20 protein-coding genes and 1 tRNA gene are annotated in these 23,268 nt (G+C 64.8%); 3 read left to right on the forward strand and 18 right to left on the reverse strand.

Going from position 1 to position 23,268, the window contains the following annotated elements; all coding sequences use genetic code 11:
• Positions 1-81: 81 nt before the first annotated feature.
• Positions 82-2,292 (forward strand): AsmA family protein, encoded by a 2,211-nt coding sequence (locus LGM89_RS15235; protein WP_226273334.1) that lies wholly within the window; start codon positions 82-84, stop codon positions 2,290-2,292.
• Positions 2,293-2,371: 79 nt separating this feature from the next.
• Here LGM89_RS15235 and LGM89_RS15240 read toward each other — a convergent pair whose 3' ends face one another.
• The 14 genes from LGM89_RS15240 to LGM89_RS15305 form a co-directional block, all read right to left on the reverse strand.
• Positions 2,372-2,785 carry a MerR family transcriptional regulator gene (locus tag LGM89_RS15240; protein WP_089472643.1) on the reverse strand — a complete coding sequence of 138 codons (414 nt, stop codon included), beginning with the start codon at positions 2,783-2,785 and terminating at the stop codon, positions 2,372-2,374.
• A gap of 61 nt (positions 2,786-2,846) precedes the next feature.
• Entirely contained in the window at positions 2,847-3,233 is a 387-nt protein-coding gene (locus LGM89_RS15245) for an integration host factor subunit alpha (protein WP_006486093.1), read from the reverse strand.
• Between the two features lie 71 nt (positions 3,234-3,304).
• Positions 3,305-5,734 carry a phenylalanine--tRNA ligase subunit beta gene (gene pheT, locus LGM89_RS15250; RefSeq protein WP_226273335.1) on the reverse strand — a complete coding sequence of 810 codons (2,430 nt, stop codon included), beginning with the start codon at positions 5,732-5,734 and terminating at the stop codon, positions 3,305-3,307.
• Between the two features lie 96 nt (positions 5,735-5,830).
• The gene (gene pheS / locus LGM89_RS15255) at positions 5,831-6,844 is read right to left on the reverse strand and encodes a phenylalanine--tRNA ligase subunit alpha (RefSeq protein WP_006486107.1); all 1,014 of its coding nucleotides are present in this window, start codon (positions 6,842-6,844) and stop codon (positions 5,831-5,833) included.
• A 148-nt stretch (positions 6,845-6,992) separates the two neighbouring features.
• A complete protein-coding gene (rplT, locus tag LGM89_RS15260) occupies positions 6,993-7,352 on the reverse strand; it encodes a 50S ribosomal protein L20 (protein ID WP_004192938.1) in 360 nt (119 codons plus the stop codon).
• A 29-nt stretch (positions 7,353-7,381) separates the two neighbouring features.
• Complete coding sequence (gene rpmI / locus LGM89_RS15265) at positions 7,382-7,579, reverse strand: 50S ribosomal protein L35 (protein WP_004191477.1); 198 nt, start codon at positions 7,577-7,579, stop codon at positions 7,382-7,384.
• 189 nt (positions 7,580-7,768) lie between these two features.
• Complete coding sequence (infC, locus tag LGM89_RS15270; RefSeq protein WP_071734130.1) at positions 7,769-8,293, reverse strand: translation initiation factor IF-3; 525 nt, start codon at positions 8,291-8,293, stop codon at positions 7,769-7,771.
• A 49-nt stretch (positions 8,294-8,342) separates the two neighbouring features.
• Complete coding sequence (gene thrS, locus LGM89_RS15275; protein WP_069247806.1) at positions 8,343-10,250, reverse strand: threonine--tRNA ligase; 1,908 nt, start codon at positions 10,248-10,250, stop codon at positions 8,343-8,345.
• 271 nt (positions 10,251-10,521) lie between these two features.
• Positions 10,522-10,598: transfer RNA gene (locus LGM89_RS15280), tRNA-Val, on the reverse strand.
• 87 nt (positions 10,599-10,685) lie between these two features.
• Positions 10,686-12,920, reverse strand: coding sequence for a RelA/SpoT family protein (locus LGM89_RS15285; RefSeq protein ID WP_226206467.1), 2,235 nt, complete (start codon positions 12,918-12,920; stop codon positions 10,686-10,688).
• Positions 12,921-12,964: 44 nt separating this feature from the next.
• Entirely contained in the window at positions 12,965-13,318 is a 354-nt protein-coding gene (locus LGM89_RS15290; RefSeq protein WP_011351776.1) for a RidA family protein, read from the reverse strand.
• A gap of 80 nt (positions 13,319-13,398) precedes the next feature.
• Entirely contained in the window at positions 13,399-14,295 is an 897-nt protein-coding gene (locus LGM89_RS15295) for an alpha/beta fold hydrolase (RefSeq protein WP_226273336.1), read from the reverse strand.
• A 199-nt stretch (positions 14,296-14,494) separates the two neighbouring features.
• The gene (locus tag LGM89_RS15300; protein WP_069247802.1) at positions 14,495-15,136 is read right to left on the reverse strand and encodes a CoA transferase subunit B; all 642 of its coding nucleotides are present in this window, start codon (positions 15,134-15,136) and stop codon (positions 14,495-14,497) included.
• 1 nt (position 15,137) lies between these two features.
• Positions 15,138-15,842, reverse strand: coding sequence for a CoA transferase subunit A (locus LGM89_RS15305; protein WP_226206471.1), 705 nt, complete (start codon positions 15,840-15,842; stop codon positions 15,138-15,140).
• Positions 15,843-16,065: 223 nt separating this feature from the next.
• Here LGM89_RS15305 and LGM89_RS15310 point away from each other — a divergent pair, with 223 nt between their 5' ends.
• Positions 16,066-16,611 carry a LuxR C-terminal-related transcriptional regulator gene (locus LGM89_RS15310; protein ID WP_011351772.1) on the forward strand — a complete coding sequence of 182 codons (546 nt, stop codon included), beginning with the start codon at positions 16,066-16,068 and terminating at the stop codon, positions 16,609-16,611.
• A 112-nt stretch (positions 16,612-16,723) separates the two neighbouring features.
• Here LGM89_RS15310 and LGM89_RS15315 read toward each other — a convergent pair whose 3' ends face one another.
• Positions 16,724-17,155, reverse strand: coding sequence for an acyl-CoA thioesterase (locus LGM89_RS15315; protein ID WP_069247799.1), 432 nt, complete (start codon positions 17,153-17,155; stop codon positions 16,724-16,726).
• A gap of 32 nt (positions 17,156-17,187) precedes the next feature.
• Entirely contained in the window at positions 17,188-17,970 is a 783-nt protein-coding gene (locus LGM89_RS15320; RefSeq protein WP_089425196.1) for an SDR family oxidoreductase, read from the reverse strand.
• Between the two features lie 178 nt (positions 17,971-18,148).
• Here LGM89_RS15320 and LGM89_RS15325 point away from each other — a divergent pair, with 178 nt between their 5' ends.
• Positions 18,149-19,822 carry an electron transfer flavoprotein-ubiquinone oxidoreductase gene (locus LGM89_RS15325; protein ID WP_089494698.1) on the forward strand — a complete coding sequence of 558 codons (1,674 nt, stop codon included), beginning with the start codon at positions 18,149-18,151 and terminating at the stop codon, positions 19,820-19,822.
• Between the two features lie 137 nt (positions 19,823-19,959).
• Here the strand turns inward: LGM89_RS15325 and aroC are convergent, their stop codons facing one another.
• The gene (gene aroC, locus LGM89_RS15330; RefSeq protein ID WP_089425194.1) at positions 19,960-21,060 is read right to left on the reverse strand and encodes a chorismate synthase; all 1,101 of its coding nucleotides are present in this window, start codon (positions 21,058-21,060) and stop codon (positions 19,960-19,962) included.
• Positions 21,061-21,324: 264 nt separating this feature from the next.
• On the reverse strand, positions 21,325-23,259 hold the full coding sequence (locus LGM89_RS15335; protein ID WP_089494697.1) for an MFS transporter: 1,935 nt from the start codon (positions 23,257-23,259) through the stop codon (positions 21,325-21,327).
• Positions 23,260-23,268: the final 9 nt, after the last annotated feature.

Below are 23,268 nucleotides of genomic sequence, written 5' to 3' on the forward strand. Positions count from 1 at the left end.
TGCCACACTGCACGGCATCGACGCTCGCGCCGTGCAGTGGCGCGCGCCGCCGTCGATCACGACAAGACATGGAGACAGACGATGCGGAATGCGGTCCGGCGCGGCCATCGCTCGCCTTTGGCAATTTTCGACTGGATTTCCGGCCCGCCACGCGCGGCCCGCCCCCTCTCGCCCAAGCCGTCCCGCGTGTTCGGCTGCGGCGTGCTGGCGCTCGCGCTGCTGTGCGCCGGTTGCGCGGAATCATCCGCGCAGCGTGACGGCAACGCGTCGGTCACGTCGACGAAGATCGAACGCACCAAGGCCGAACGCCTCGCCCGCGAGCAGCAGGTCGCACGCACCGTGCCGTCGCTCGCATCGATCAGCCTCACGCAACCGCGTCCGTTCACGCTGCGCGACTCGGGCCAGAACGGCGCGATGACGTTCCTGCGCGACGTCGATTTCCGCATCGTCAACAATCTCGGCTTCTTCATCCATCAATTGTCGGCCACGCTCGTGCCGACGCAAGCCGGCGCGCCGATCGTGTTCGACGATCCGACCAGTTTCCAGATCGACGTGCATGAAGGCACGGTCACGCTCGACGACGCGAAGCTCACCGCCCTCTTCAACACGTACATCTTCGGCTACCGCAACGCGCCGCTGCGCAAGCTCGCCGTGTCGGCCGGCGACGGCGTGATCCACCTGCAAGGCGAGATGCAGCGCGACGGCTGGGTGCCGTTCTCGCTGACCGGCACCCTCGCGATCCGTGACGGCAGCCAGCTCGTGTTCCATCCGACGGGCGTGCGCGTATCGGGCATCAACGCGCAGCCGGTGATGCGCGCGGCCAACGTGAAGATGGCCGACCTGCTGAAAGTCCAGACGCCGATCGCGCAACTCGCCGGCGACGACCTCGTGATGTCGGTCGACAAGCTGATGCCGCCGCCGCGCCTGAAACTCACGATCACCGCGCTGCGCGTGACGCCGGCCGGGCTCGACCTGAAGCTCGACGACGGCACGCATGCCGGCTTCGCGATGCCCGCGAACGCGCCGCAGCAAGCGATGTACATTCGCGGCGGCGACGTGAAGTTCATGCGCTCGATGCCGATGAACGCGGACATCCTGATCGGTCCGGTCGATTCCACGAAACGTGACCAGACCTTCGTGTTCGACCTTTATCACTATCGCGACCAGGTGTCGGCCGGCTACTTCAATTTCGACGAAAGCGGCGCGATGGCGATCCGGATGCCGTCGTATGCGGGCCCGGCCAGCGGCGCGCTGCTCGGCAACGCGACCGCGCGCCTGAACGACAGCTTCCTCGCCGCGCAACAGAGTGCGTTGCGCGACATACGCCAGCACTGGGAAGCCTACGCACTCGCGGCGAACCCCGCCCACCCCGGCATGCAGAAGGTCGCAATGCGGCGCACGTCGACCACGCCGTTCAACGAACGGCACGTGTCGAACCGCAACCCGACGATCCATCTGCGCAACGTCGACTTCAACCTGTCCGGGGATATCGGCTTTCACGTCGAGGACCTCGACGTCGAGCTCGTCTCGAAGCGGCCCGGCGAACCCGTCGACCTCGACGATCCGAACCAGTACGACATCCGCATTCTCGGCGGCACCGTCGTCGAGTCGTGGAAGGCGATGTCGGCGCTCTTCAACAACTATCTGCTCGACTACTCACCCCGCTCCCTCAACGACCTGCAACTGAGCGCGGACGGCACGAACCTGCGCGTCCAGGGCGGCATCAAGCTGTGGAACCACGTGCCGGGCGTCTGGCTGCCGACCGACATGAAGGGCACGCTGTCCGTGCTCGACGACCGGCATCTCGCATTCAAACCGTCCCAGGTGTCGGTGCTCGGCATCCCGCAGGCGAAGCTGCTGCGTTCGCTCGGCATCGAGCTCGCGTCGCTGACGCCGTTGCAGCGGCGCGGCGCGGAACTGCGTGGCGACACGCTCGTGCTCGACCAGTACACCGTGTTCCCGCCCCCCGTGCTGAACGGCAAGCTCGGACAGGCAACGGTCGAGCGCGACGGGCTGCGTCTCACGTTCAGGCGCATGGCAGGCGCGCCCGCGCCGCAACGGCCGCAGATCGATGCACCGAGCTACATGTGGATGGAAGGCGGCGACATGAAGATGTTCAACGTGCTCGAACTGAACGTGCGCGCGCTGATCCGGAATTCGGCCGAGGCCGGCCCGATGCGTTTCGACCTGTACGGCTACCGCAGCCAGGTCGCGCAGGGCTCGGTGCGAATGCTGCCGGACGGCACGCTGGTCGTCGACATGGGGCAGAAGAACCCGCTCGCGTCACGCTGAAACGCACGCGGCACGCATGAAAAAAGCCCGGCGGCACGCTGCCAACCGGGCTTTTCATTTCATTCTTCACGCTTCGCACTCAGTCGTGCTTCAGTCCATCGATCACGTCGAGCAGCGCCTGCCGCAATGCAATGACGTCGACGGTCGTGCCTGGCTTGCCCGGTGTGCGTGCATCGGCGGCCTGCGCCTCCGGCTCGACGGCTGCTGCCGCGGCCCGCTCGCCGGCCGGCGAATCGAGCCGGTTGCGCGCGCCGTTGATCGTGAATCCCTGCTCGTACAGCAACTCGCGAATCCGCCGGATCAGCAGCACTTCGTGGTGCTGGTAATACCGACGATTGCCGCGCCGCTTCACCGGCCGCAGTTGAGTGAATTCCTGTTCCCAATAACGCAGCACATGCGGCTTGACCCCGCACAGCTCGCTGACTTCACCGATCGTGAAGTAGCGCTTCGCGGGAATCGGAGGCAAGACGACTTTCTCAACCGTAGTGGTCATCGTCGGTTAACCGTCGGTAAAGGGTGCGCGGCGGCCGCGCGGAGACGTCAGCGCGCGGGGCTTACTCCGCGCCGTTTTCGACCAGCGCCTTCAGCTTCTGGCTCGCGTGGAAGGTTACCACCCGGCGGGCCGCGATCGGAATCGCCTCGCCCGTCTTCGGATTGCGGCCCGGGCGCTGCGGCTTGTCGCGCAACTGGAAATTGCCGAACCCCGACAGCTTGACGCTCTCGCCGTTTTCGAGCGCGTCACGGATCACCTCGAAAAACGCCTCGACCATGTCCTTCGCTTCACGCTTGTTCAGCCCGACGCTGTCGAACAGCAGCTCCGCCAGTTCCGCCTTCGTCAGCGTGGGCGTCTCGGTGGACGCCGGCGCCGAAGCGTCGCGGTTCATGGCGCTGCGTTGCGCCGTCAGGAGGGCTTCGAATTCACTCGAGGTCATGTCGTTCATATCTGCCATACAGCGCGTTAAATCAAAACTTACGATCGGAAAAGGCCCCCGCGAGCGGGCGGACCTCCTCCTTAGCCGCGCAGGCGCGCACCGGCACGAGCCATCCGCTCGACCAGCGTCTGGATCGCCTGATCGACGACCTCGTCCTGTAGCGTGCCAGCCGCGTCCTGCAGCGTCACGCGGAAGGCAAGGCTCTTCTCGTGCGCGGCAAGACCACCGGAAGTATTTGATTTTGCACGAAATTCGTCGAAGAGTACAACCTTCTGAACGAATCGGCAGGCCTCTTCTGCAAGCGCCTTCTTCATTTCGTCGAAAAGTGCCTGAACCTCGACCGCCTGATCGACGACAACGGCGATATCGCGACGAACCGGCGGGAATTTCGATACGTCGGTCGGCGCGGGCAACGCACGTGCAATCAGCGCGTCCGCGTCGACCTCGAACATCACCGGCGCGTTCGGCAGCTCGTACTTCTGCATCAGGCGCGGGTGCAACTCGCCGATCCAGCCGACCGCACGGCCATCGACTTCGATGCGCGCGCTGCGGCCCGGATGGAGGGCCGGATGCTCTGCCTTCACGAAGCGTGCGGTTGCGGGCGCGAGCAGTGCTTCGAGATCGCCCTTCACGTCGAAGAAATCGACCGCGCGGGTCGCCGTGCCCCATTGCTCGTCGAGCGCCGGACCGTAGGCAAGCGCACCGACGCGCTTCGGCTGCACGTAGCCCTCGACCGTCAGCTCGCCGGCCTTCGCCGCCGTATCGGTGAGGAACACGCGGCCAGCCTCGAACACGCGCACGCGATCCGCACGGCGGTTCAGGTTGTGGCGCAGCACGGAAATCAGGCTGCCGAACAGCGTCGTGCGCATCACCGACAGCTGGCTCGCGATCGGGTTCAGCAGACGGATGGGTTGGTCGTTGCCCGCGAAATCCTGCTCCCACTCCGCATCGACGAAGCTGAAGTTGACGGTTTCCGCGTAGTCGCGCGCGGCGAGCGCGTGACGGATGTCGTGGATCGAGCGCCGCGTCTCGTTGGTCGCGCGCATTTCGCTCGTCGCGACCGGCGGACGCGCCGGGATCTTTTCGAAGCCGTAGATGCGCGCCACTTCCTCGATCAGGTCTTCCTCGATCTCGATGTCGAAGCGATGCGACGGCGGCGTGACGAGGAACGCGTCGTCTTCACGCTCGAACGGCAGGCCGAGGCGCGTGAAGATGCTGGCGATCTCGTCGGCGCCGATCTGCACGCCGATGATGCGGTTCGCGCGCGATACACGCATCTTCACCGGCGCGCGCTGCGGCAGGTTCACGGACTGATCGTCGACCGGGCCGGCCTTGCCGCCGCAGATCTCGAGAATCAGTTGCGTGATGCGCTCGACGTGCTCGACGGTCGTCGCGTAGTCGACGCCGCGCTCGAAGCGATGCGCCGCATCGGTCGAGAAGTTGTACTTGCGCGCGCGGCCGCGGATGCTGTCCGGCCACCAGAATGCGGCTTCCAGGTAGATGTTGGTCGTATCGAGCGTGACGGCCGTGCTGTCACCGCCCATGATGCCGGCCAGGCTTTCGACCTGACGGTCGTCCGAAATCACGCCGACCGCTTCGTCGAGTTCGACCGTGTTGCCGTTGAGCAGCTTCAGCGACTCGCCGCGCTTGCCCCAGCGCACCTCGATGCCGCCGTGGATCTTGTCGAGATCGAACACGTGCGACGGACGGCCGAGCTCGAACATCACGTAGTTCGAGATGTCGACGAGCGCCGACACGCTGCGCTGGCCGGAACGCTCGAGGCGCTCGACCATCCACTGCGGGGTCTTCGCATGCGCGTTCACGCCGCGGATCACGCGACCCGAGAAGCGGCCGCACAGATCGGGCGCGGCAATGCGCACCGGCAGCGTCTCGTCGAGCTCGGCGCGCACCGGGCGGATGTCGACCGGCGTCAGCGGTGCGCCGGTGATCGCAGCCGTCTCGCGTGCGATGCCGAACACGGACAGGCAGTCGGCCTTGTTCGGCGTCAGCTTGATTTCGAAGATCGTGTCGTCGAGATTGAGCGTCTCGCGGATGTCCTGGCCGACCGGCGTGTCTTCCGGCAGCACCAGCAGGCCGCTGTGATCCTCGGACAGCTTCAGCTCGCGCGCCGAGCACAGCATGCCCTGGCTCTCCACGCCGCGCAGCTTCGACAGCTTGATCGCGAACGGCTTGCCGCCCTCTTCTGCCGGCGGCAGTTCCGCGCCGACCAGCGCGACCGGTACCTTGATGCCGGGCGCGACGTTCGGTGCGCCGCAGACGATATTCAGCGTCGCGCCGGTGCCGGCGTCGACCTGGCAGACATTGAGCTTGTCCGCATCCGGATGCTTGACGACTTCGAGCACGCGGCCGACGACGATCTTCGACGTCGGCGGCGCAGCCTTGCTCAGCGATTCGACTTCGAGCCCCGCCATCGTCAGCGCGTGCGACAGTTCGTCGGTCGTCAGCTGCGGGTCGACAAAGGTTCTCAACCAGGATTCAGGGAATTGCATGGATGTCTACGTTCGAAACAGGTTAGATCGACGCCCGGGCCCCTCGGAAACGTCCGTCGGGGCGTGCACGGGCACAGGTCGGCGCGGCGCGCGGCGTTACGCGAACTGGCGCAGGAAACGCAGGTCGTTCTCGAAGAACAGCCGGAGATCCTGGACGCCGTAGCGCAGCATCGTCAGGCGCTCGAGGCCGCTGCCGAACGCAAAGCCGATGTAGCGCTCGGGATCGAGGCCCATGTTGCGAATCACGGTCGGATGCACCTGCCCCGAACCGGAGATCTCGAGCCACTTGCCGGCGTTCTTGCCTTGCTCGAACATCATGTCGATCTCGGCCGACGGTTCCGTGAACGGGAAATACGACGGACGGAAGCGCACGAGAATGTCGTCGCGCTCGAAGAATTTTTTCAGGAAGTCGGTATAGACGCCCTTGAGGTCGGCGAAGCTGATGTTTTCGTCGATCCACAGCCCCTCGACCTGATTGAACATCGGCGAGTGGGTCGCATCGCTGTCGACGCGATACGTGCGGCCCGGCGCGATCACCTTGATCGGCGGACGGTTCATGCGCGCGTAACGCACCTGCATCGGGCTCGTGTGCGTGCGCAGCAGCAACTGGCGGCCGTCGGCATCCTTGCCTTCGACGTAGAAGGTGTCCTGCATCGAACGCGCCGGATGGTTCTCCGGGCTGTTCAGCGACGTGAAGTTGTACCAGTCGGTCTCGATTTCGGGGCCGTCGGCCACATCGAAACCGATCGAGCCGAAAATCTGTTCGACACGCTCCCACGTGCGCATCACGGGGTGCAGGCTGCCTGCACCGGCGCCGCGGCCCGGCAACGTCACGTCGATCGCTTCGGCAGTGAGGCGCTGATTCAGCAGCGCGTCGGCCAGTGCCTGGCGACGGGCGGTCAGCGCGGCTTCAACCTGCTGCTTCGCGACGTTGATGCGTGCGCCTTCGGTCTTGCGTGCTTCGGGATCGAGCTTGCCGAGGCCCTTCAGCAACTCGGTCAGCGCACCCGACTTGCCGAGAAATCGTGCTTTCTCGTTTTCGAGCGTGGTGATGTCGGCAGCCTGTTCGAAGGACTGCTGCGCGTCGGCGACAATCTGGTCCAGATCCATAGATCCCATCATTTCCAACGTCATTCGGTCTTGGCGAGCGAAATCGCCCACCAAACAAAAAAGGGGCTCGGAAGAGCCCCGTTTTCGCTGCAGCGGCCGAGACTACCGGAACCTCGCTGCAACTAACCACGCAGTGCTAATTTCGCAATTAGGCTGCAACGGCGGCTTTCACCTGCTTGACGATCGCAGCAAAAGCAGCCTTGTCGAACACCGCCATGTCGGCCAGAACCTTACGGTCGAGTTCGATCGACGCCTTCTTCAGGCCGTTGATGAACACGCTGTAGGTCATGTCGTGCTGGCGAACTGCCGCGTTGATACGCGTGATCCACAGTGCGCGGAACACACGCTTCTTGTTGCGGCGATCGCGGTACGCGTACTGACCAGCGCGCATCACCGCCTGCTTGGCGATACGGTAGACGTTATTGCGGCGGCCGCGATAACCCTTGGCCAGGTTGATGATCTTCTTGTGGCGGGCCCGTGCGGTTACCCCACGTTTGACTCGAGGCATGTTTCTCTCCTTAGAGTATCAGTTAGGGGTTACGCGAACGGCAGCATCGCGCGGACGGAGTTCAGATCGGAATCATGAACTGCCGTTGCGCCGCGCAGGTGACGCTTGTTCTTCGTGGTTTTCTTGGTCAGGATGTGACGCTTGAAGGCTTGACCGCGCTTGACGGTACCGCCCGGACGCACCACGAAGCGCTTTGCAGCACTCTTCTTGGTCTTCATCTTAGGCATGACGAACAACTCCAGTTTATTAGATGGCGATGGGTGTGCGGTTGGCTTGCGCCCTGGACCCGCCCTTCGAAACCCAGTCCACTTGTGTACGGCGAACCGCTTGCGCAGCCGCCGTCATTGTTGGCGCGCCGCCCTGACCGGGCAACGCGCCGAACCTCTGCGAACCTGCGCGCGACGCGCGCGGGCCCGTTACTTCTTTTTCTTCGGCGAGAGCACCATGATCATCTGGCGCCCTTCCATCTTCGGCATCTGCTCGACCTGGCCGACTTCCTCGAGATCCGTGCGCAGACGCTCAAGCATCCGCATACCGATTTCCTGGTGAGCCATTTCGCGGCCGCGGAAACGCAACGTGATCTTCGTCTTGTCGCCTTCTTCGAGGAAGCGCACGAGATTGCGGAGCTTGACGTTGTAGTCACCGTCATCGGTACCCGGGCGGAACTTGACTTCCTTGACCTGGATGACCTTCTGCTTCAGCTTCGCTTCGTGCTGCTTCTTCGACTCCTGGTACTTGAACTTGCCGTAATCCATCAGACGGCAAACCGGGGGAACCGCTTGCGGCGCGATTTCCACCAGGTCAACATCCAGTTCTTCCGATTTACGGAAAGCATCAGCGAGTTTTACGATACCGAGCGGTTCGTTCTCGATCCCGACCAGGCGCACTTCCGGCGCAGTGATTTCACCGTTGATGCGGTGCGACGACTTATCAGTAGCGATGTTACGTTTCCTCTAAAAATTAAAAAAACGAGCCGCGCTGCCAGGGCGGTTACTTGAACGAGCGCAGGTCTTCCTGCAGACGCTCAACGAAGGCTTCGACCGGCATCACGCCAAGATCGACGCCGCCACGGGCACGCACGGCTACCGTTTGCGCATCACGCTCCTTGTCCCCCACGACGAGGAGATAAGGCACCTTTTCCAGCGTGTGCTCGCGTATTTTATAGCTAATCTTCTCATTGCGCAAATCGGCCGTCACTCTAACCCCTTGTTTTTGCAACGATTGGGCCAGAGATTGCGCATATTCGGCCTGACTTTCGGCGATATTGAGCACAACTGCCTGGAACGGCGCGAGCCAGGCCGGCATCGCACCAGCGTGGTGCTCGATCAAAATGCCGAGGAAACGCTCCATCGAACCGACGATCGCACGGTGCAGCATCACCGGACGGCGACGGCTGCTGTCATCTGCGACATACTCGGCGCCGAGGCGCTCCGGCAGCACCATGTCGAGCTGCAGCGTACCGCACTGCCACGAACGGCCGAGCGCATCCTTGATGTGGTACTCGATCTTCGGACCGTAGAACGCGCCTTCACCCGGCAGCTCTTCCCACGTGAGGCCGCACGCCGTCAGCGCGTCGCGCAGGCCCTGCTCGGCGCGATCCCAGGTTTCGTCCGTACCCGCGCGCTGCTCCGGGCGCAGCGACAGCTTGATGTCGATGTGATCGAAACCGAAGTCCTTGTACACGCTCATCGCCAGCGTGTTGAACGCGATCGACTCCGAGATGAACTGGTCTTCCGTACAGAAGATGTGCGCATCGTCCTGCACGAAGCCGCGCACGCGCATCAGGCCGTGCAGCGCGCCCGACGCCTCGTTGCGGTGGCACGAACCGAATTCCGCGTAACGCAGCGGCAGGTCGCGGTACGAGCGCAGGCCGTGCTTGAACACCTGGACGTGGCCCGGGCAGTTCATCGGTTTGATCGCGTAGTCGCGCTTCTCCGACTCCGTCGTGAACATGTTCTCGCGGTAGTTCTGCCAGTGACCCGACGCCTCCCACAGCGAGCGGTCCATGATCATCGGCGTCTTGATCTCGAGGTAGCCGGCTTCGTTCACGCGGCGGCGCATGTACTGCTCGACCTGCTGCCACAGCGCCCAGCCCTTCGGATGCCAGAACACCATGCCCGGCGACTCTTCCTGCATGTGGAACAGGTCGAGCTGCTTGCCGAGCTTGCGGTGGTCGCGCTTTTCCGCTTCCTCGAGCATGTGCAGGTACTGATCCTGGTCTTCCTTCTTCGTCCAGGCCGTGCCGTAGATGCGCTGCAGCTGCTCGTTCTTCGAATCGCCGCGCCAGTACGCGCCGGCAACCTTCATCAGCTTGAACACCTTCAGCTTGCCGGTGGACGGCACGTGCGGGCCACGGCACAGATCGGTAAAGCCGCCGTGCGAATACAGCTTGATTTCGTCGCTTTGCGGAATCGACTCGATGATCTCGGCCTTGTACTTCTCGCCGATGCTGCGGAAGTAGCCCGCCGCTTCGTCACGCGACACGACTCGGCGCGTCACGGGCTCGTCCTTCTTCACGAGCTCCTGCATGCGCTTTTCGATCTTTTCCAGATCTTCGGGCGTAAACGGGCGGTTGTATGAGAAGTCGTAATAGAAACCGTTGTCGATCACCGGGCCGATCGTCACCTGCGCGTCCGGATACAGTTCCTTCACCGCGTACGCGAGCAAGTGCGCCGTCGAGTGACGGATGATGTCGAGGCCGTCGGCGTCCTTGTCGGTCACGATCGCGAGCGACGCATCGCGGTCGATCACGGCCGACGTATCGACGAGCTCGCCATCGAGCTTGCCACCAAGCGCAGCCTTCGCAAGGCCGGGACCGATCGAGGCTGCAACCTCGGCAACTGTCACCGGATGCTCGTATTGTCGAACTGAGCCGTCAGGCAAGCGTATCGAAACCATAGCAATCTCCGTGATGCCGACAGTGGGCGGCAGACCAGGTACGCGATATAAAAATCACGCGGGAAAATGTCGCGACAAAAAAAATGCGGCCCCGCTTTCGAGGGGCCGCATTCGATACTTCACTCAAACTGAAAGGGCGAAAGGGTTCCTCGACTAGCGTCGCTCCGAAAAGGTTTCGGTCAACGTTCGCGGTGTCATAACCGTATTCGCCTTGTTCGCGTTGAGTTATTTGCTGCATCGAACACCCGGAGACCGGGCATTCTCAATTCGTTGGTAGGCTCGATTGGACTCGAACCAACGACCCCCACCATGTCAAGGTGGTGCTCTAACCAGCTGAGCTACGAGCCTAGTGAAGCTAAGATTATATGGAGCCGTTACCCGCTTGGCAAGTATTTTTATGCGGCCGCAGCAAAATAACGGTGTTCGAACCCCACATCAGGCCTTCCGCCCCGCCCGCACGACGCCTTGCACTTCGCCGAGCAGCGTGCACGCGCGCTGCACCTGCGCCGAGTTCGACACCTCGACCGTGAACTGCATGAATGCTGCATTGCGACGGCTCTGCGTCTTCACGCCCACCACGTTCATCTTCTCGCGCGCGAACACTTCGGAGATGTCGCGCAGCAACCCTTGCCGGTCGCTCGCCTCGATCATCAGGTCGACCGGATAGACGGACGCACCGCGCCCGCCGAGCACGTCGGCTGACCAGGTCGTCTGCAGCACGCGCTCCGGCGCGCGCTCGACCATCCTGCGGAACGTCGGGCAATCGGTGCGGTGGATCGACATCCCCTTGCCGCGCGTGACGAAACCGCTGATCGGATCGGGCGGCGCCGGACGGCAGCAGCGCGCGAGCTGGGTCAGCAGCGCGTCGACGCCCACGACCAGCACACCGGTCGACGCGCCATGCGCCACGCTCGCGCCGCTGCTGCGCTTCTCGAAATCGGCAGGCGCCTCGGGCGCCGGTTCGGGCGGCGGCGCATCGGACAGCGCGTGCTCGACATTGCGCAGGCTGAACTCTTCCTTGCCGACGACCGAGAACAACTCCTCGGGCGACTTGAAGCCGAGCTTCGCGGCGAGATTGTCCAGGCTGACCGACGTCTTGCCCTCGCGTTGCAGCGTCTTTTCGACGAGCGCGCGGCCATGCGCGACGTTTTCTTCCTGCTCGATCGAGTTGAACCACGCCCGCACTTTCTGACGCGCGCGCGGGCTCTTCATATAGCCGAGCTGCAGGTTCAGCCAGTCGCGCGACGGCCCGCCCTCCTTCACCGCGACGATCTCGACCGTCTGGCCGTTTGCGAGCGGCGTGTTGAGCGGCACCATCGCGCCGTCGACGCGTGCGCCGCGGCAGCGATGGCCCAGCTCGCTGTGCAGGTGGTATGCGAAATCGACCGGCGTCGCGCCCTGCGGCAACGCGATCACGCGCGCCTGCGGCGTCAGCACGTAGATGTGATCGTCGTCGAGCGACGTCTCGCGCAATTGCGCCCACGCCTTGTCGCCCGACTTTTCCGCGCCGTCCTCGACGTCATCCTTCCACGCGAGCAGCTGGCGCAGCCATGCAATCTTCTCGTCGTACTTGTCGCTTGCCGAGAACTGGCCGCCGTAGCCGCGCGCGCCGGCTTCCTTGTAGCGCCAGTGCGCAGCGACGCCATACTCGGCGAAGCGGTGCATCTCCTGCGTGCGGATCTGCACTTCGAACGCGCGGCCATCGTCGCCGATCACGACCGTGTGCAGCGACTTGTAGCCGTTCGGCTTCGGCCGCGAGATGTAGTCGTCGAATTCCTTCGGCACCGGCTGCCACAGGTGATGCACGATGCCGAGCACCGCGTAGCAATCCTTGATGTCCGGCACGATCACGCGAAACGCACGCACGTCGTACAGCTCGGAGAAGTCGAGTTCCTTGCCGCGCATCTTGCGCCAGATGCTGTAGATATGCTTCGGCCGGCCGCTCACGTCGGCCTGGATGTGCGCATCCGCCAGCTCTTGCTGCAATCGGTCGATCGCCTGCTTGACGTACGCTTCGCGCTCGATGCGCTTCTCGTCGAGCAGCTTCGCGATCCGCTTGTAGGTGACGGGATCCTCGAAGCGGAACGCGAGATCCTCGAGCTCCCACTTCAATTGCCAGATGCCGAGACGGTTCGCGAGCGGCGCGTAGATCTCGAGCGTCTCGCGCGCAACGTCGGGCGGCGGGTCGATCTTCGCGGCCGCGTAGTAGCGCAGCGACTGCAAGCGCGACGCGAGCCGGATCAGGACCACGCGGATGTCTTGCGCGAACGCCAGCAGCATCTTGCGCAGCGCCTCGATCTGCGTGCGCCGCTCTTCGGCCGCATCGCGCCCCGCGTCGGCCCCCGCGTTCTGCGCGGCACGCAGGCTGACGGTACCGAGCCGCAACAGCTTGCGCACGTCGGACACGAGCCGCGCCACTTCGTCGCCGAAACGCTCGGTGAGCTCGCGCTCGGGGTCGCTCAGGTGCGGCGTCAGCACGAACAGCGCGGCCGCCTGCATCGCGGACGGATCGACATTCAGCGTGCGCATGATCGACGCCGTGCCCGCCGAGTGATCGGCGAGCAGTTCGCCCGACGACAGGCGCACGTCGCCGGCCCGCTCGCGCACGAACGCGAGCACGTCGTCGAACGACGGCGCCGCGACGGGGGAGGCGGAAACGGACTCGGTCATTGCTCGGCCTGGCGGAATGCGATCATCGTCGGGTTGCGTTCAGTTCAGCTCCGCTGCGCAGCGACGACCACGATCTCGACGAGCAGTGCCGGATCCGCGAGCTTCGCCTCGACGGTGGCGCGCGGCGGCGTGTTGCCGTGCGCGACCCATGCATCCCACTCCGCATTCATGCCTTCGAAGTTCGCCAGATCCGAGATGTAGATCTGAACCGACAGCAGATGCGCCTTGTCGCTGTTCGCTTCGGCGAGCAGGCGATCGATGTGGCCAAGCACTTCGCGCGTCTGGCCCTTGATGTCCTGTGTGGTGTCTTCGGCGATCTGGCCGGCCAGATACACGGTACCGTTGTGGATCGCGGTTTCGGAGAGACGAGCCCCGACGTGGTGACGAATGACTGCCATTGAATGTTCCGGTCGTAAGTGGATGGAGATTCGGGCGGCGGCACGGCCCGCGTGCCGCCGAACCGCATATTATGACGCGTTTATGCGCCGCCTTCGACGAAAAACCGCCGCGCGAGAGCAATCTGGCTTGCGTCGATGAACACCGGCGCGTGGCCCGCCCCTGGGATCTCGGCGTGTGTCACATGCCGGCCGCGACGCTCCATGTCGGCCACCGTCTCGCGCGACAGCAGGTCGGACGTCTCGCCGCGCACGACCAGCAACGACGCGTTCGTCGTCTCGATCGCGCGCCACAGCGCGGCCTCGCCGAGCGCCGCCAATTCGGGCGTCGTCGCCTTGAACGGTTCGGCGATGCGCGGATCGTAGCGAACCGTCCAGCCCCCTTCGGGCAGCTCGCGCAGCAGCGGCCCGTTGATCTCGCGCCATTCGTCGGCGGTCAGCGCCCCGAACGGCAGCGACAGCGACGTCAGATAGTCGATGCCCTCCTGCCGGGTCGCAAAGCGCGGCTGCACGCCGAGATATTCGCCGATGCGCGTGAGCGACTCGGGTTCGATGCGCGGGCCGACGTCGTTGACGATCATCCGGCGCAGCGGCGAACCCGGCAGCCCCGCGAACGCCATGCCGATCAACCCGCCCATCGACGTGCCGAACCAGTCGACCGATTCGACGTCGAGCCGCGCGATCAGCGTCACCATGTCGGACACGTATTGCGGGATCGCATAGAGCCGCGGATCGGCCAGCCAGTCCGACTGGCCGCGCCCGACGACATCGGGGCAGACGACGCGATACGTATCGGACAGCGCCGCGGCGAGCCGGTCGAAATCGCGCCCGGAACGGGTCAGCCCATGCACGCAGACCAGCACGCGCGGGTTGGCGGGATCGCCCCACTCGGTATAGGCGACGTGGTGAAGGCCGGCAGCGCTCGCACACTGCACGCGCCGCTGGCGAGGAACCTGGGAATTCGCTGGGGTCGTTGGCATCGTTGGCATCCTGTCGAACGGGGGCGACGCGCAGGGCAACGCTTGCGACGCCCGATGCGAACGATTGTAAACCGCTTCAGCCGCACGGGTCCGCTCGTCGGGCACCCGACGATCGGCCTGACGGAGGACACCATGAAAAACGCCCCGCATGCCGTCGTCCGGCATGCGGGGCGTCGACGCTGCGCGTACGCGCGGAACCTTATGCGACCGCGCTGATGTCGAGCGGCGCGCCCGTCTTCGCCTGGATCTCGTCGACGCTCACGCCGTCGGCGAGCTCAAGCACCTTCAGGCCGGACGGCGTCACTTCGATCACGCCGAGATCGGTGATGATCAGGTCGACCACGCCGACGCCCGTCAGCGGCAGGTTGCATTCCTCGAGGATCTTGTGCTGGTCGCCCTTCGCGACATGCTCCATCAGCACGACGACGCGCTTCACGCCGGCGACGAGATCCATCGCGCCGCCCATCCCCTTGATCATCTTGCCGGGGATCATCCAGTTCGCGAGATCGCCCTGCTTGCTGACCTGCATTGCACCGAGGATCGCCAGGTTGATGTGGCCGCCGCGGATCATCGCGAACGAATCGGCCGACGAGAAGATCGACGAACCCGGCAGCGTCGTGACGGTCTGCTTGCCGGCGTTGATGAGATCGGCGTCGACTTCGTCTTCGGTCGGCGACGGGCCGATGCCGAGCAGGCCGTTCTCCGACTGCAGCCACACCTCGACACCTTCCGGCACGTGGTTCGCAACGAGCGTCGGCAGGCCGATGCCGAGGTTCACGTAGAAGCCGTCCTGCAATTCCTTCGCCGCGCGCGCGGCCATCTGGTCACGATTCCAGGCCATGTCAGTCTCCTTTCGCGCGTACGACGCGTTGTTCGATGCGTTTTTCGGGCGTCGCGTTCAGCACGATGCGTTGCACGAAAATCCCCGGCGTGTGGATGTGGTCCGGATCGAGCGCGCCGTTCTCGACGATCTCCTCGACCTCGGCGACGGTGATCTTGCCGGCCATCGCGCACATCGGGTTGAAGTTGCGCGCGGTGCGGCGAAAGATCAGGTTGCCCGACTTGTCGGCCTTCCAAGCCTTCACGAGCGCGACATCGGCCGTCAGCGACGACTCGAGCACGTAGTGGCGATCGCCGAACTGGCGCGTTTCCTTGCCTTCCGCGATCACGGTGCCGTAGCCCGTGTTCGTGAAGAACGCCGGGATGCCCGCACCGCCCGCGCGCAGCTTTTCGGCGAGCGTGCCTTGCGGCGTGAATTCGAGCTCGAGTTCGCCGGCCAGGTACTGGCGCTCGAACTCCTTGTTCTCGCCGACGTACGACGAGATCATCTTCTTGATCTGGCGCGTTTCCAGCAGCAGGCCGAGGCCGAAACCGTCGACGCCCGCGTTGTTGCTGATGCAGGTGATGCCCTTGACGGCCGTATCGCGCAACGCCGCGATCAGCGCCTCGGGAATCCCGCACAGGCCGAAGCCGCCCACCGCGAAGGTCTGTCCGTCGCGGACGATCCCTTCCAGCGCGGCAGCCGCGCTTGGATAGACTTTGTTCATCAGTTGTCCCTTCCTCTATGGAAACCAGCGAAACCGGTTCACGCGCCCACGTGGCCCGCAAGCCCGCCGCATCATTCTATGCATGCACGGCGATGCCTGCGTCGAGGCGCGCTGTTTTTATACCGCGGCAAACCGCCACGAGATGCCTGAAAGGGTACGATGCGGCGCGGATGCGGCACAATACGCAAAAATACATAAGCGTTTGCCTCCGCTTGCCTGCGCCATGCCCGCTCTCGATTACCAAACCGCCTTCCTCCTCGCGCCGCTCGGCCTCGTGCTGTCGCGCGACCGCGTGATCGAGGACTGCAACGACGCGCTCGCGTCGATCTTCCGCTGCGCGCGGGCCGACCTGATCGGGAAATCGTACGAGGTGCTCTACCCGTCGACGGACGAATTCCAGCGCATCGGCGAACGCATCGCGCGCGTGATGGCCGCGAACGGCATCTACTCGGATGACAGAATCATGAAACGGGCGGACGGCGAGCTGTTCTGGTGCCACGTCACCGGCCGCGCGATCGACCGCACCGCCCCGCTTGCGGCGGGCGTGTGGACCTTCGAGGATTTGAGCGCGACGCGCCGGGTCGCCGTCGAACTGACCCCGCGCGAGCGCGAGATCGCCGCGCAGCTCGCGACCGGCAAGACCAGCAAGCAGATCGGGCGCGTGCTCGACATCAGCTCGCGCACGGTCGACATCTACCGCGCGCGGCTGATGCGCAAGTACGGAACCAACAATACGCCGGAGCTGCTGCAGCGCCTGCTCGGGCAGTGAGTGACGGCGCCCGGATGACAATCGGCCGCACATGGCGGCCGATTCGGGAAACAACGGGTATGGCGTGCCGCCCCGGCGACCTTGTGCCGGCCCGGACTCGCCGACTCGACGCTCAGCCGACCTTCGCCGCGAGCGCGCGCTCGATCGTGTCGCGCAGCAACTGGGGCAGCGGCACCGACTTGCCGAGCGCGTAGTCGACCCACACGCAGCGTGCATTGCCGCGCGCATAGACATGCTGCGGATCGTCGGCGCGCGTCAGCTCGAAACCCGTGTCGAAGCTGCTGCGGCCGGGTTTTGCAGCCGACATCTTCGCGATCACGTCGCCCGGATAGTGCAGTTGCTTGAGAAATTCCATCGACGCCGTGACGATGACGGGCCCCTGCCCCTCGCCGTTGCCGCCGGCAATGCCGAGCTCCTCGAACCACGAGATCCGCGCCTGCTCCATGTAGCGGAAATAGACCGTGTTGTTCACATGGCCGAACGCGTCCATGTCGCCCCAGCGGATCGGCATCGACATCTCAAAAACGGGGGAATAATCACTCATTGCAGTCTTCTTTGTGGCGGTATGTCGTCCGCTCAGGCGAGGCCGAAGCCGTCGTCGGCGGAGATAATCGAGCCATTGATGAACTGCGACTCGTCGGCCGCGAGCAGCAACAACAGCCCGTCGAGATCCTGCGGCTTGCCGACGCGCCGGCGCGGCAGCATCGACTGCAGCTTCTGGCCCTGCTCGGTTTCCCACAGATAATGATTGATTTCGGTATCGATATAGCCCGGACAGATCGCGTTGACGTTGATCCCGTGGCGCCCCCATTCGAGCGCCATCGCGCGCGTCATCTGCACGACCGCGGCCTTGCTCATCGCGAACAGCCCGATCTGCGGAAACACGCGCAACCCGGCCACCGACGCGATGTTGATGATCCGGCACGGCGGCTTGCCGTTGCCGCTTCCGTTCGCGCGCATGATCATCCGCTTCGCGACTTCCTGTGCGACGAAAAACGCGCCGCGCGTGTTGGTGTCGAATACGAACTCGAAATCCGCCGGCGTCACGTCGACGAGCTTCTGCATCGTCGAGACGCCCGAATTGTTCACGAGGATGTCGATCGTACCGGCTTCCGTCTCCGCATGCGCGACCGCCGCCTTGATGCTCTGGACGTCGGTGACGTCGAGCGACACGACGTGCGCGGCGCCGCCCGCCGCCTCGATCTCGGCACGCAGCTCCTTCAGGCGCTCGACCCGACGGCTCGCGAGCACGACCTTCGCACCGGCCTGCGACAGCACCTGCGCAAAGCGCTGCCCAAGGCCGCTCGACGCGCCCGTGACCAGCGCAACCTTGCCTTCCAGATTGATCGACCGACCCATTTGCACTTCCCCTTTCGATATCGTTTCGCCGCCACGAGCAACATGGTCCGAGCGGCATTACCCTAGCACTAAAATAGAACGATCGTGCTAATCTAGCCGCATGCTGTTGCGGCAAGCGTTTCGTTTCGCAGACAATACGCTCCCGAATAAAAGCATTCTAACGGTTAGAGGAACGCCAATGACCCCCGCAAGCCTCATCGAGCAATATGGCCCGCGCGAATCGATGGAATACGACGTCGTAATCGTCGGCGGCGGCCCCGCCGGGCTGTCGGCGGCGATCCGGCTCAAGCAGCTGGCCGCCGAGAAAGGCACCGAGATCGGCGTGTGCGTGCTCGAGAAGGGTTCCGAGATCGGCGCGCACATCCTGTCGGGCGCGGTGATGGACCCGCGCGCGATCAACGAGCTGTTCCCCGACTGGAAGGAACGCGGTGCACCGCTCGACGTCGAGGTGACGGAAGACCGCTTCCTGTTCCTGTCCGAGAAGAGCGCGGTCACGACGCCCAACTGGGCGCTGCCCGCGAACTTCCAGAACCACGGCAACTACGTGATTTCACTGGGCAACGTCACGCGCTGGCTTGGACAGCAGGCCGAGGCGCTGGGCGTCGAGATCTTCCCGGGCTTCCCGGCCGCCGAGATTCTCTACAACGACGACGGGTCGGTCAAAGGCGTCGCCACCGGCAACATGGGCGTGGGCAAGGACGGCGAGCCGACCGAGAACTTCCAGCTCGGCATGGAACTGCATGCGAAGTACACGCTGTTCGCCGAAGGCTGCCGCGGCCATCTGGGCCGCCAGCTGATCTCGAAGTTCAAGCTCGACGCGAACGCGGATCCGCAGGCCTACGGGATCGGCATCAAGGAACTGTGGGAAATCGACCCGGCCAAGCACAAGCCGGGCCTCGTGATCCACACGGCCGGCTGGCCGCTGAAGTCGGATACCTACGGCGGCTCGTTCCTGTATCACATGGACAACAACCAGGTCGTGGTCGGCTTCGTGGTGGGCCTCGGCTACACGAACCCGTACCTGTCGCCGTTCGAGGAATTCCAGCGCTACAAGACGCACCCGTCGATCCGCGCATTCCTGGAAGGCGGCAAGCGCGTGTCGTATGGCGCGCGTGCGATCACCGCAGGCGGACTGCTGTCGCTGCCGAAGACGGTGTTCCCGGGCGGCGCGCTGATCGGCGACGATGCGGGCTTCCTAAACGCGTCGCGGATCAAGGGCAGCCACGCGGCGATCAAGACCGGCATGCTGGCCGCCGACGCCGCATTCGACGCGGTGCAGGCCGGCCGCCAGTCGGACGAGCTCAACGCGTACCCGGACGCCTTCAAGCAGTCGTGGCTGTACACGGAGCTGTACCGCGCGCGCAACTTCAAGCAGTGGATGGCGAAGGGGCTGTATCTCGGCACGCTGATGGTCGGGCTCGAGCAGAAGGTGATGGGCGGCAACGTGCCGTGGACGCTGCATCACAAGCATGCGGACCACGAGATGCTGAAGCCGGCGTCGCAATGCCAGCCGATCGAGTATCCGAAGCCGGACGGCAAGCTGACGTTCGATCGCCTCTCGTCGGTGTTCATCTCGAACACGAACCACGAGGAGAACCAGCCGGCGCACCTGACGCTGAAGGATGCGAACGTGCCGGTGAACGTGAACCTGCGCACGTACGCGGGGCCGGAGGGGCGCTTCTGCCCGGCGGCCGTGTACGAGTTCGTGAAGAACGACGACGGCAGCGATCGCCTGGTGATCAACGCGCAGAACTGCGTGCACTGCAAGACCTGCGACATCAAGGACCCGACGCAGAACATCGTGTGGGTCACGCCGGAAGGCGGTGGCGGGCCGAATTACCCGAACATGTGATGGCCGGAACGCGCCGCCACGAGCGGCGCGCTTTTTTTGGGTGCCGTAAACGAAACGGGGCGCTGCTTGATGCAGCGCCCCGTTTTGCATGCTCCGCGCAACTGCCGGCGAGACGCGCTGCGCCCCGCCCGCTTGCGTCAGGTCGCGCTGCCCGCGATCTTCGGCGTCGGCGTCTCTACATCGCCGCACTGCGCGCGATGGCGCAATGCATGGTCGATCAGCACCAGCGCGAGCATCGACTCCGCGATCGGCGTCGCACGAATGCCGACGCACGGATCGTGGCGGCCGAACGTTTCCACCGTCGCCTCCTCGCCGGCCTTCGTGATCGAACGGCGCGGCGTGCGGATGCTCGACGTCGGCTTGATCGCGATCGACACGGTGATGTCCTGCCCCGTCGAAATCCCGCCGAGCACGCCGCCCGCGTGGTTGCCGACGAAACCGCCCGGCGTCAGCTCGTCGCCGTGCACCGAGCCACGCTGCGCGACGCTGTCGAAGCCCGCACCGATCTCGACGCCCTTCACCGCGTTGATGCTCATCATCGCCTTTGCGATGTCCGCATCGAGACGGTCGAACACCGGCTCGCCCCAGCCGACCGGCACACCCGATGCGACGACGTCGATGCGCGCGCCGATCGAATCGCCATCCTTGCGCAGCGCATCCATGTACGCCTCGAGCTCCGGCACGACGGCCGCATTCGGCGAGAAGAACGGATTCTCATGGACGTGCGACCAGTCGACGAACGGCACGTCGATCTCGCCGAGGCCGCTCATGTAGCCGCGCACCTCGACGCCGAAGCGCTCGCGCAGCCACTTCTTCGCGACCGCACCCGCGCCGACGATCGGCGCGGTCAGGCGCGCGGACGAGCGGCCGCCGCCGCGATAGTCGCGGATGCCGTATTTCTGCCAGTAGGTATAGTCGGCGTGGCCGGGACGGAACGTCTCGACGATGTTGCCGTAGTCCTTGCTGCGCTGGTCGGTGTTGCGGATCAGCAGCGCGATCGGCGTACCGGTCGTCACACCTTCGAACACGCCCGACAGGATCTCGACCTCGTCGGCCTCCTGTCGCTGCGTCACGTGGCGCGACGTGCCGGGCTTGCGGCGATCGAGTTCGACCTGGATGTCGGCTTCGGTCAGCCCCATTCCCGGCGGGCAGCCGTCGATCACGCAGCCGATCGCGGGACCGTGCGATTCGCCGAAGGTCGTGACAGTGAAAAGCGTGCCGAGGGTATTGCCGGACATGATGGAACCGCCCAAAGAGAAATGGACAAACCGATGCGCTGCCCGGGCCGCAGGCAGGTCGATCGTTTGCCGGTCGAGAAAAAGAGGTAAGCCGCTATTATGCCAGCCGTCCCGGGCACGCGGGCCGTGTGAACCGTTCGGACCACACCGGGCGGCCACGGGAACGGCCCTGGGCGTCGCTTGCCGACCCGCGCCGTTCCGGTCGAACGGGCCCGTTCACGGCGGCCATGACGGCCCGGGGCGATGCCGCCGGGCCCGCCCCGCCTACTTCCGCGCGCCGCGCAGTTCGGTGACTGCCGCCTGCAGCACTTCGGGTGTCGCGACCGACGCCGGGATCGGCTCGCCGACCGCCAGCGTCAGCCGGCTCATCACGCCGCGCTTGATGGGCCGCGGCATCCGCGCATCGGAATGCCGCGAAAAATAGCTGCCCCACAGCCCGCGCAGCGCCATCGGGATCACCGGCGCCGGCGTGCGGCCCAGGATCTCCGTGATGCCGTGATGGAACGTGTTGATGTCGCCCGTCTTCGTCAGCTTGCCTTCCGGGAAGATGCACACGAGTTCGCCCTCCTTCAACGCGGCCTCGCATGCGTCGTACGCGCGCGCGAGCATCGCGGGATCCTCGTGGCGCGGCGCGATCGGGATCGCCTTCGCATGCCGGAACACCCAGCTCGCGAAGCGCGTCTTGAAGATCCGGTGGTCCATCACGAAACGGATCGGGCGCGGGCTCGCGGCGGCCAGCACGAGCGCATCGACGTAACTGACGTGGTTGCACACGAGCACGGCCGCCCCTTCCGCCGGAATCCGCTCCGCGTGCACGAGGCGAATCCGGTAGAACGTATGCACGAGCACCCATGCGACGAAGCGCAGCAGGAACTCGGGCACGAGCAGATAGATATACGCGGCGACGATCACGTTCAGCAGCGCGGTGACGAGGAACAGCCCTGGGATGTCGACGCCGGCCTTGGTCAGCCCCATCGCCATCACGGCCGACAGGATCATGAACAGCGCGTTTAGGATGTTGTTCGCGGCGATGATCCGCGCGCGGTGCGTCGGTGCGCTGCGGCTCTGGATCAGCGCGTACAGCGGCACGCTGTAGAAGCCGCCGAACATCGCGAGCAGGAACAGGTCCGCCAGGATGCGCCAGTGGCGCGCGCCGGCCAGGAATTCGCCGACCGACAGCAGATGGCCGGGCGACGGCAGCGCATGGCTCGCGAAATACAGCTCGATCGCGAACACGCTGATGCCGATCGAACCGAGCGGCACGAGGCCGATCTCGACGCGCCGCTGCGACAGGCGTTCGCACAACAGCGAGCCGAGGCCGATACCGACCGAGAACGTCGCGAGCAGGACCGTGACGACGTCGGGGCTGGCGGACAGCACGTCCTTCGCGAAATTGAAGAACGACGTGAGGAACGTCGCGCCGACGAACCATAGCCACGAGATGCCGAGCAGGCTCAGGAACACGGTGCGGTTCTGCCGGGCGAGCCCGAGGTTGCGCCAGGTCTCGCTGACCGGATTCCAGTTGATCACGAGATCGGGCTGCGGCGCCGGCGTGGACGGCACGCGCTGCGCGACGCACCGCCCCGCGAGCGCGATAACGACGACGCTCACCGCGAGCACGCGCTCGCCGTTGCCCTCGATGCCCGCGGCCGCACCGCCGATGATCGTGCCGATCAGGATCGCGATGAACGTGCCCATCTCGACGAGGCCGTTGCCGCCCACCAGTTCGTGCTCGCCGAGATGCTGCGGCAGGTACGAATACTTGACGGGCCCGAACAGCGTCGAGTGCATCCCCATCATGAACGTGCACAGATACAGCAGCGGCGCGCTGTGCGTGACGAAGCCGGCCGCGCCGACCAGCATCAGCACGATCTCGAAGGTCTTCACGAAACGCGTGAGGGTCGCCTTGTCGTACTTGTCGGCGATCTGGCCGGACGTCGCCGAGAACAGCACGAACGGCAAGATGAAGATCGCGGAAATCAGGAAGGCCGCCGTCTTCGCATCGACACCGGCGAACCGCGCGGTGTGATAGGTGACGAGCGACGTGAAGCCGATCTTGAAGACGTTGTCGTTCAGCGCGCCGAGGAACTGGGTCGTGAAGAACGGCGCGAAACGGCGCTCGCGCAGCAGGTCGAACTGCGACGCGTGCGCGCGCCGTTCGTCACGCCGCCTGGAAGTGGCTTGCGTTTGATCGCTCATGCGGAATAC

This window comes from Burkholderia sp. AU31624, assembly GCF_020420065.1.
Lineage (GTDB): Bacteria > Pseudomonadota > Gammaproteobacteria > Burkholderiales > Burkholderiaceae > Burkholderia.

Coding starts and splice junctions, on each gene's coding strand:
- LGM89_RS15285 (WP_226206467.1), bottom strand. CDS start 12,920: ATGACCGAGTCCGTTTCCGCCTCCCCCGTCGCGGCGCCGTCGTTCGAC.
- LGM89_RS15295 (WP_226273336.1), bottom strand. CDS start 14,295: ATGCCAACGACCCCAGCGAATTCCCAGGTTCCTCGCCAGCGGCGCGTG.
- LGM89_RS15325 (WP_089494698.1), top strand. CDS start 18,149: ATGACCCCCGCAAGCCTCATCGAGCAATATGGCCCGCGCGAATCGATG.
- LGM89_RS15310 (WP_011351772.1), top strand. CDS start 16,066: ATGCCCGCTCTCGATTACCAAACCGCCTTCCTCCTCGCGCCGCTCGGC.
- LGM89_RS15305 (WP_226206471.1), bottom strand. CDS start 15,842: ATGAACAAAGTCTATCCAAGCGCGGCTGCCGCGCTGGAAGGGATCGTC.
- LGM89_RS15300 (WP_069247802.1), bottom strand. CDS start 15,136: ATGGCCTGGAATCGTGACCAGATGGCCGCGCGCGCGGCGAAGGAATTG.
- LGM89_RS15335 (WP_089494697.1), bottom strand. CDS start 23,259: ATGAGCGATCAAACGCAAGCCACTTCCAGGCGGCGTGACGAACGGCGC.
- LGM89_RS15315 (WP_069247799.1), bottom strand. CDS start 17,155: ATGAGTGATTATTCCCCCGTTTTTGAGATGTCGATGCCGATCCGCTGG.
- pheT (WP_226273335.1), bottom strand. CDS start 5,734: ATGCAATTCCCTGAATCCTGGTTGAGAACCTTTGTCGACCCGCAGCTG.
- rplT (WP_004192938.1), bottom strand. CDS start 7,352: ATGCCTCGAGTCAAACGTGGGGTAACCGCACGGGCCCGCCACAAGAAG.
- LGM89_RS15240 (WP_089472643.1), bottom strand. CDS start 2,785: ATGACCACTACGGTTGAGAAAGTCGTCTTGCCTCCGATTCCCGCGAAG.
- LGM89_RS15290 (WP_011351776.1), bottom strand. CDS start 13,318: ATGGCAGTCATTCGTCACCACGTCGGGGCTCGTCTCTCCGAAACCGCG.
- aroC (WP_089425194.1), bottom strand. CDS start 21,060: ATGTCCGGCAATACCCTCGGCACGCTTTTCACTGTCACGACCTTCGGC.
- pheS (WP_006486107.1), bottom strand. CDS start 6,844: ATGGATCTGGACCAGATTGTCGCCGACGCGCAGCAGTCCTTCGAACAG.
- LGM89_RS15235 (WP_226273334.1), top strand. CDS start 82: ATGCGGAATGCGGTCCGGCGCGGCCATCGCTCGCCTTTGGCAATTTTC.
- LGM89_RS15245 (WP_006486093.1), bottom strand. CDS start 3,233: ATGAACGACATGACCTCGAGTGAATTCGAAGCCCTCCTGACGGCGCAA.
- rpmI (WP_004191477.1), bottom strand. CDS start 7,579: ATGCCTAAGATGAAGACCAAGAAGAGTGCTGCAAAGCGCTTCGTGGTG.
- thrS (WP_069247806.1), bottom strand. CDS start 10,250: ATGGTTTCGATACGCTTGCCTGACGGCTCAGTTCGACAATACGAGCAT.
- LGM89_RS15320 (WP_089425196.1), bottom strand. CDS start 17,970: ATGGGTCGGTCGATCAATCTGGAAGGCAAGGTTGCGCTGGTCACGGGC.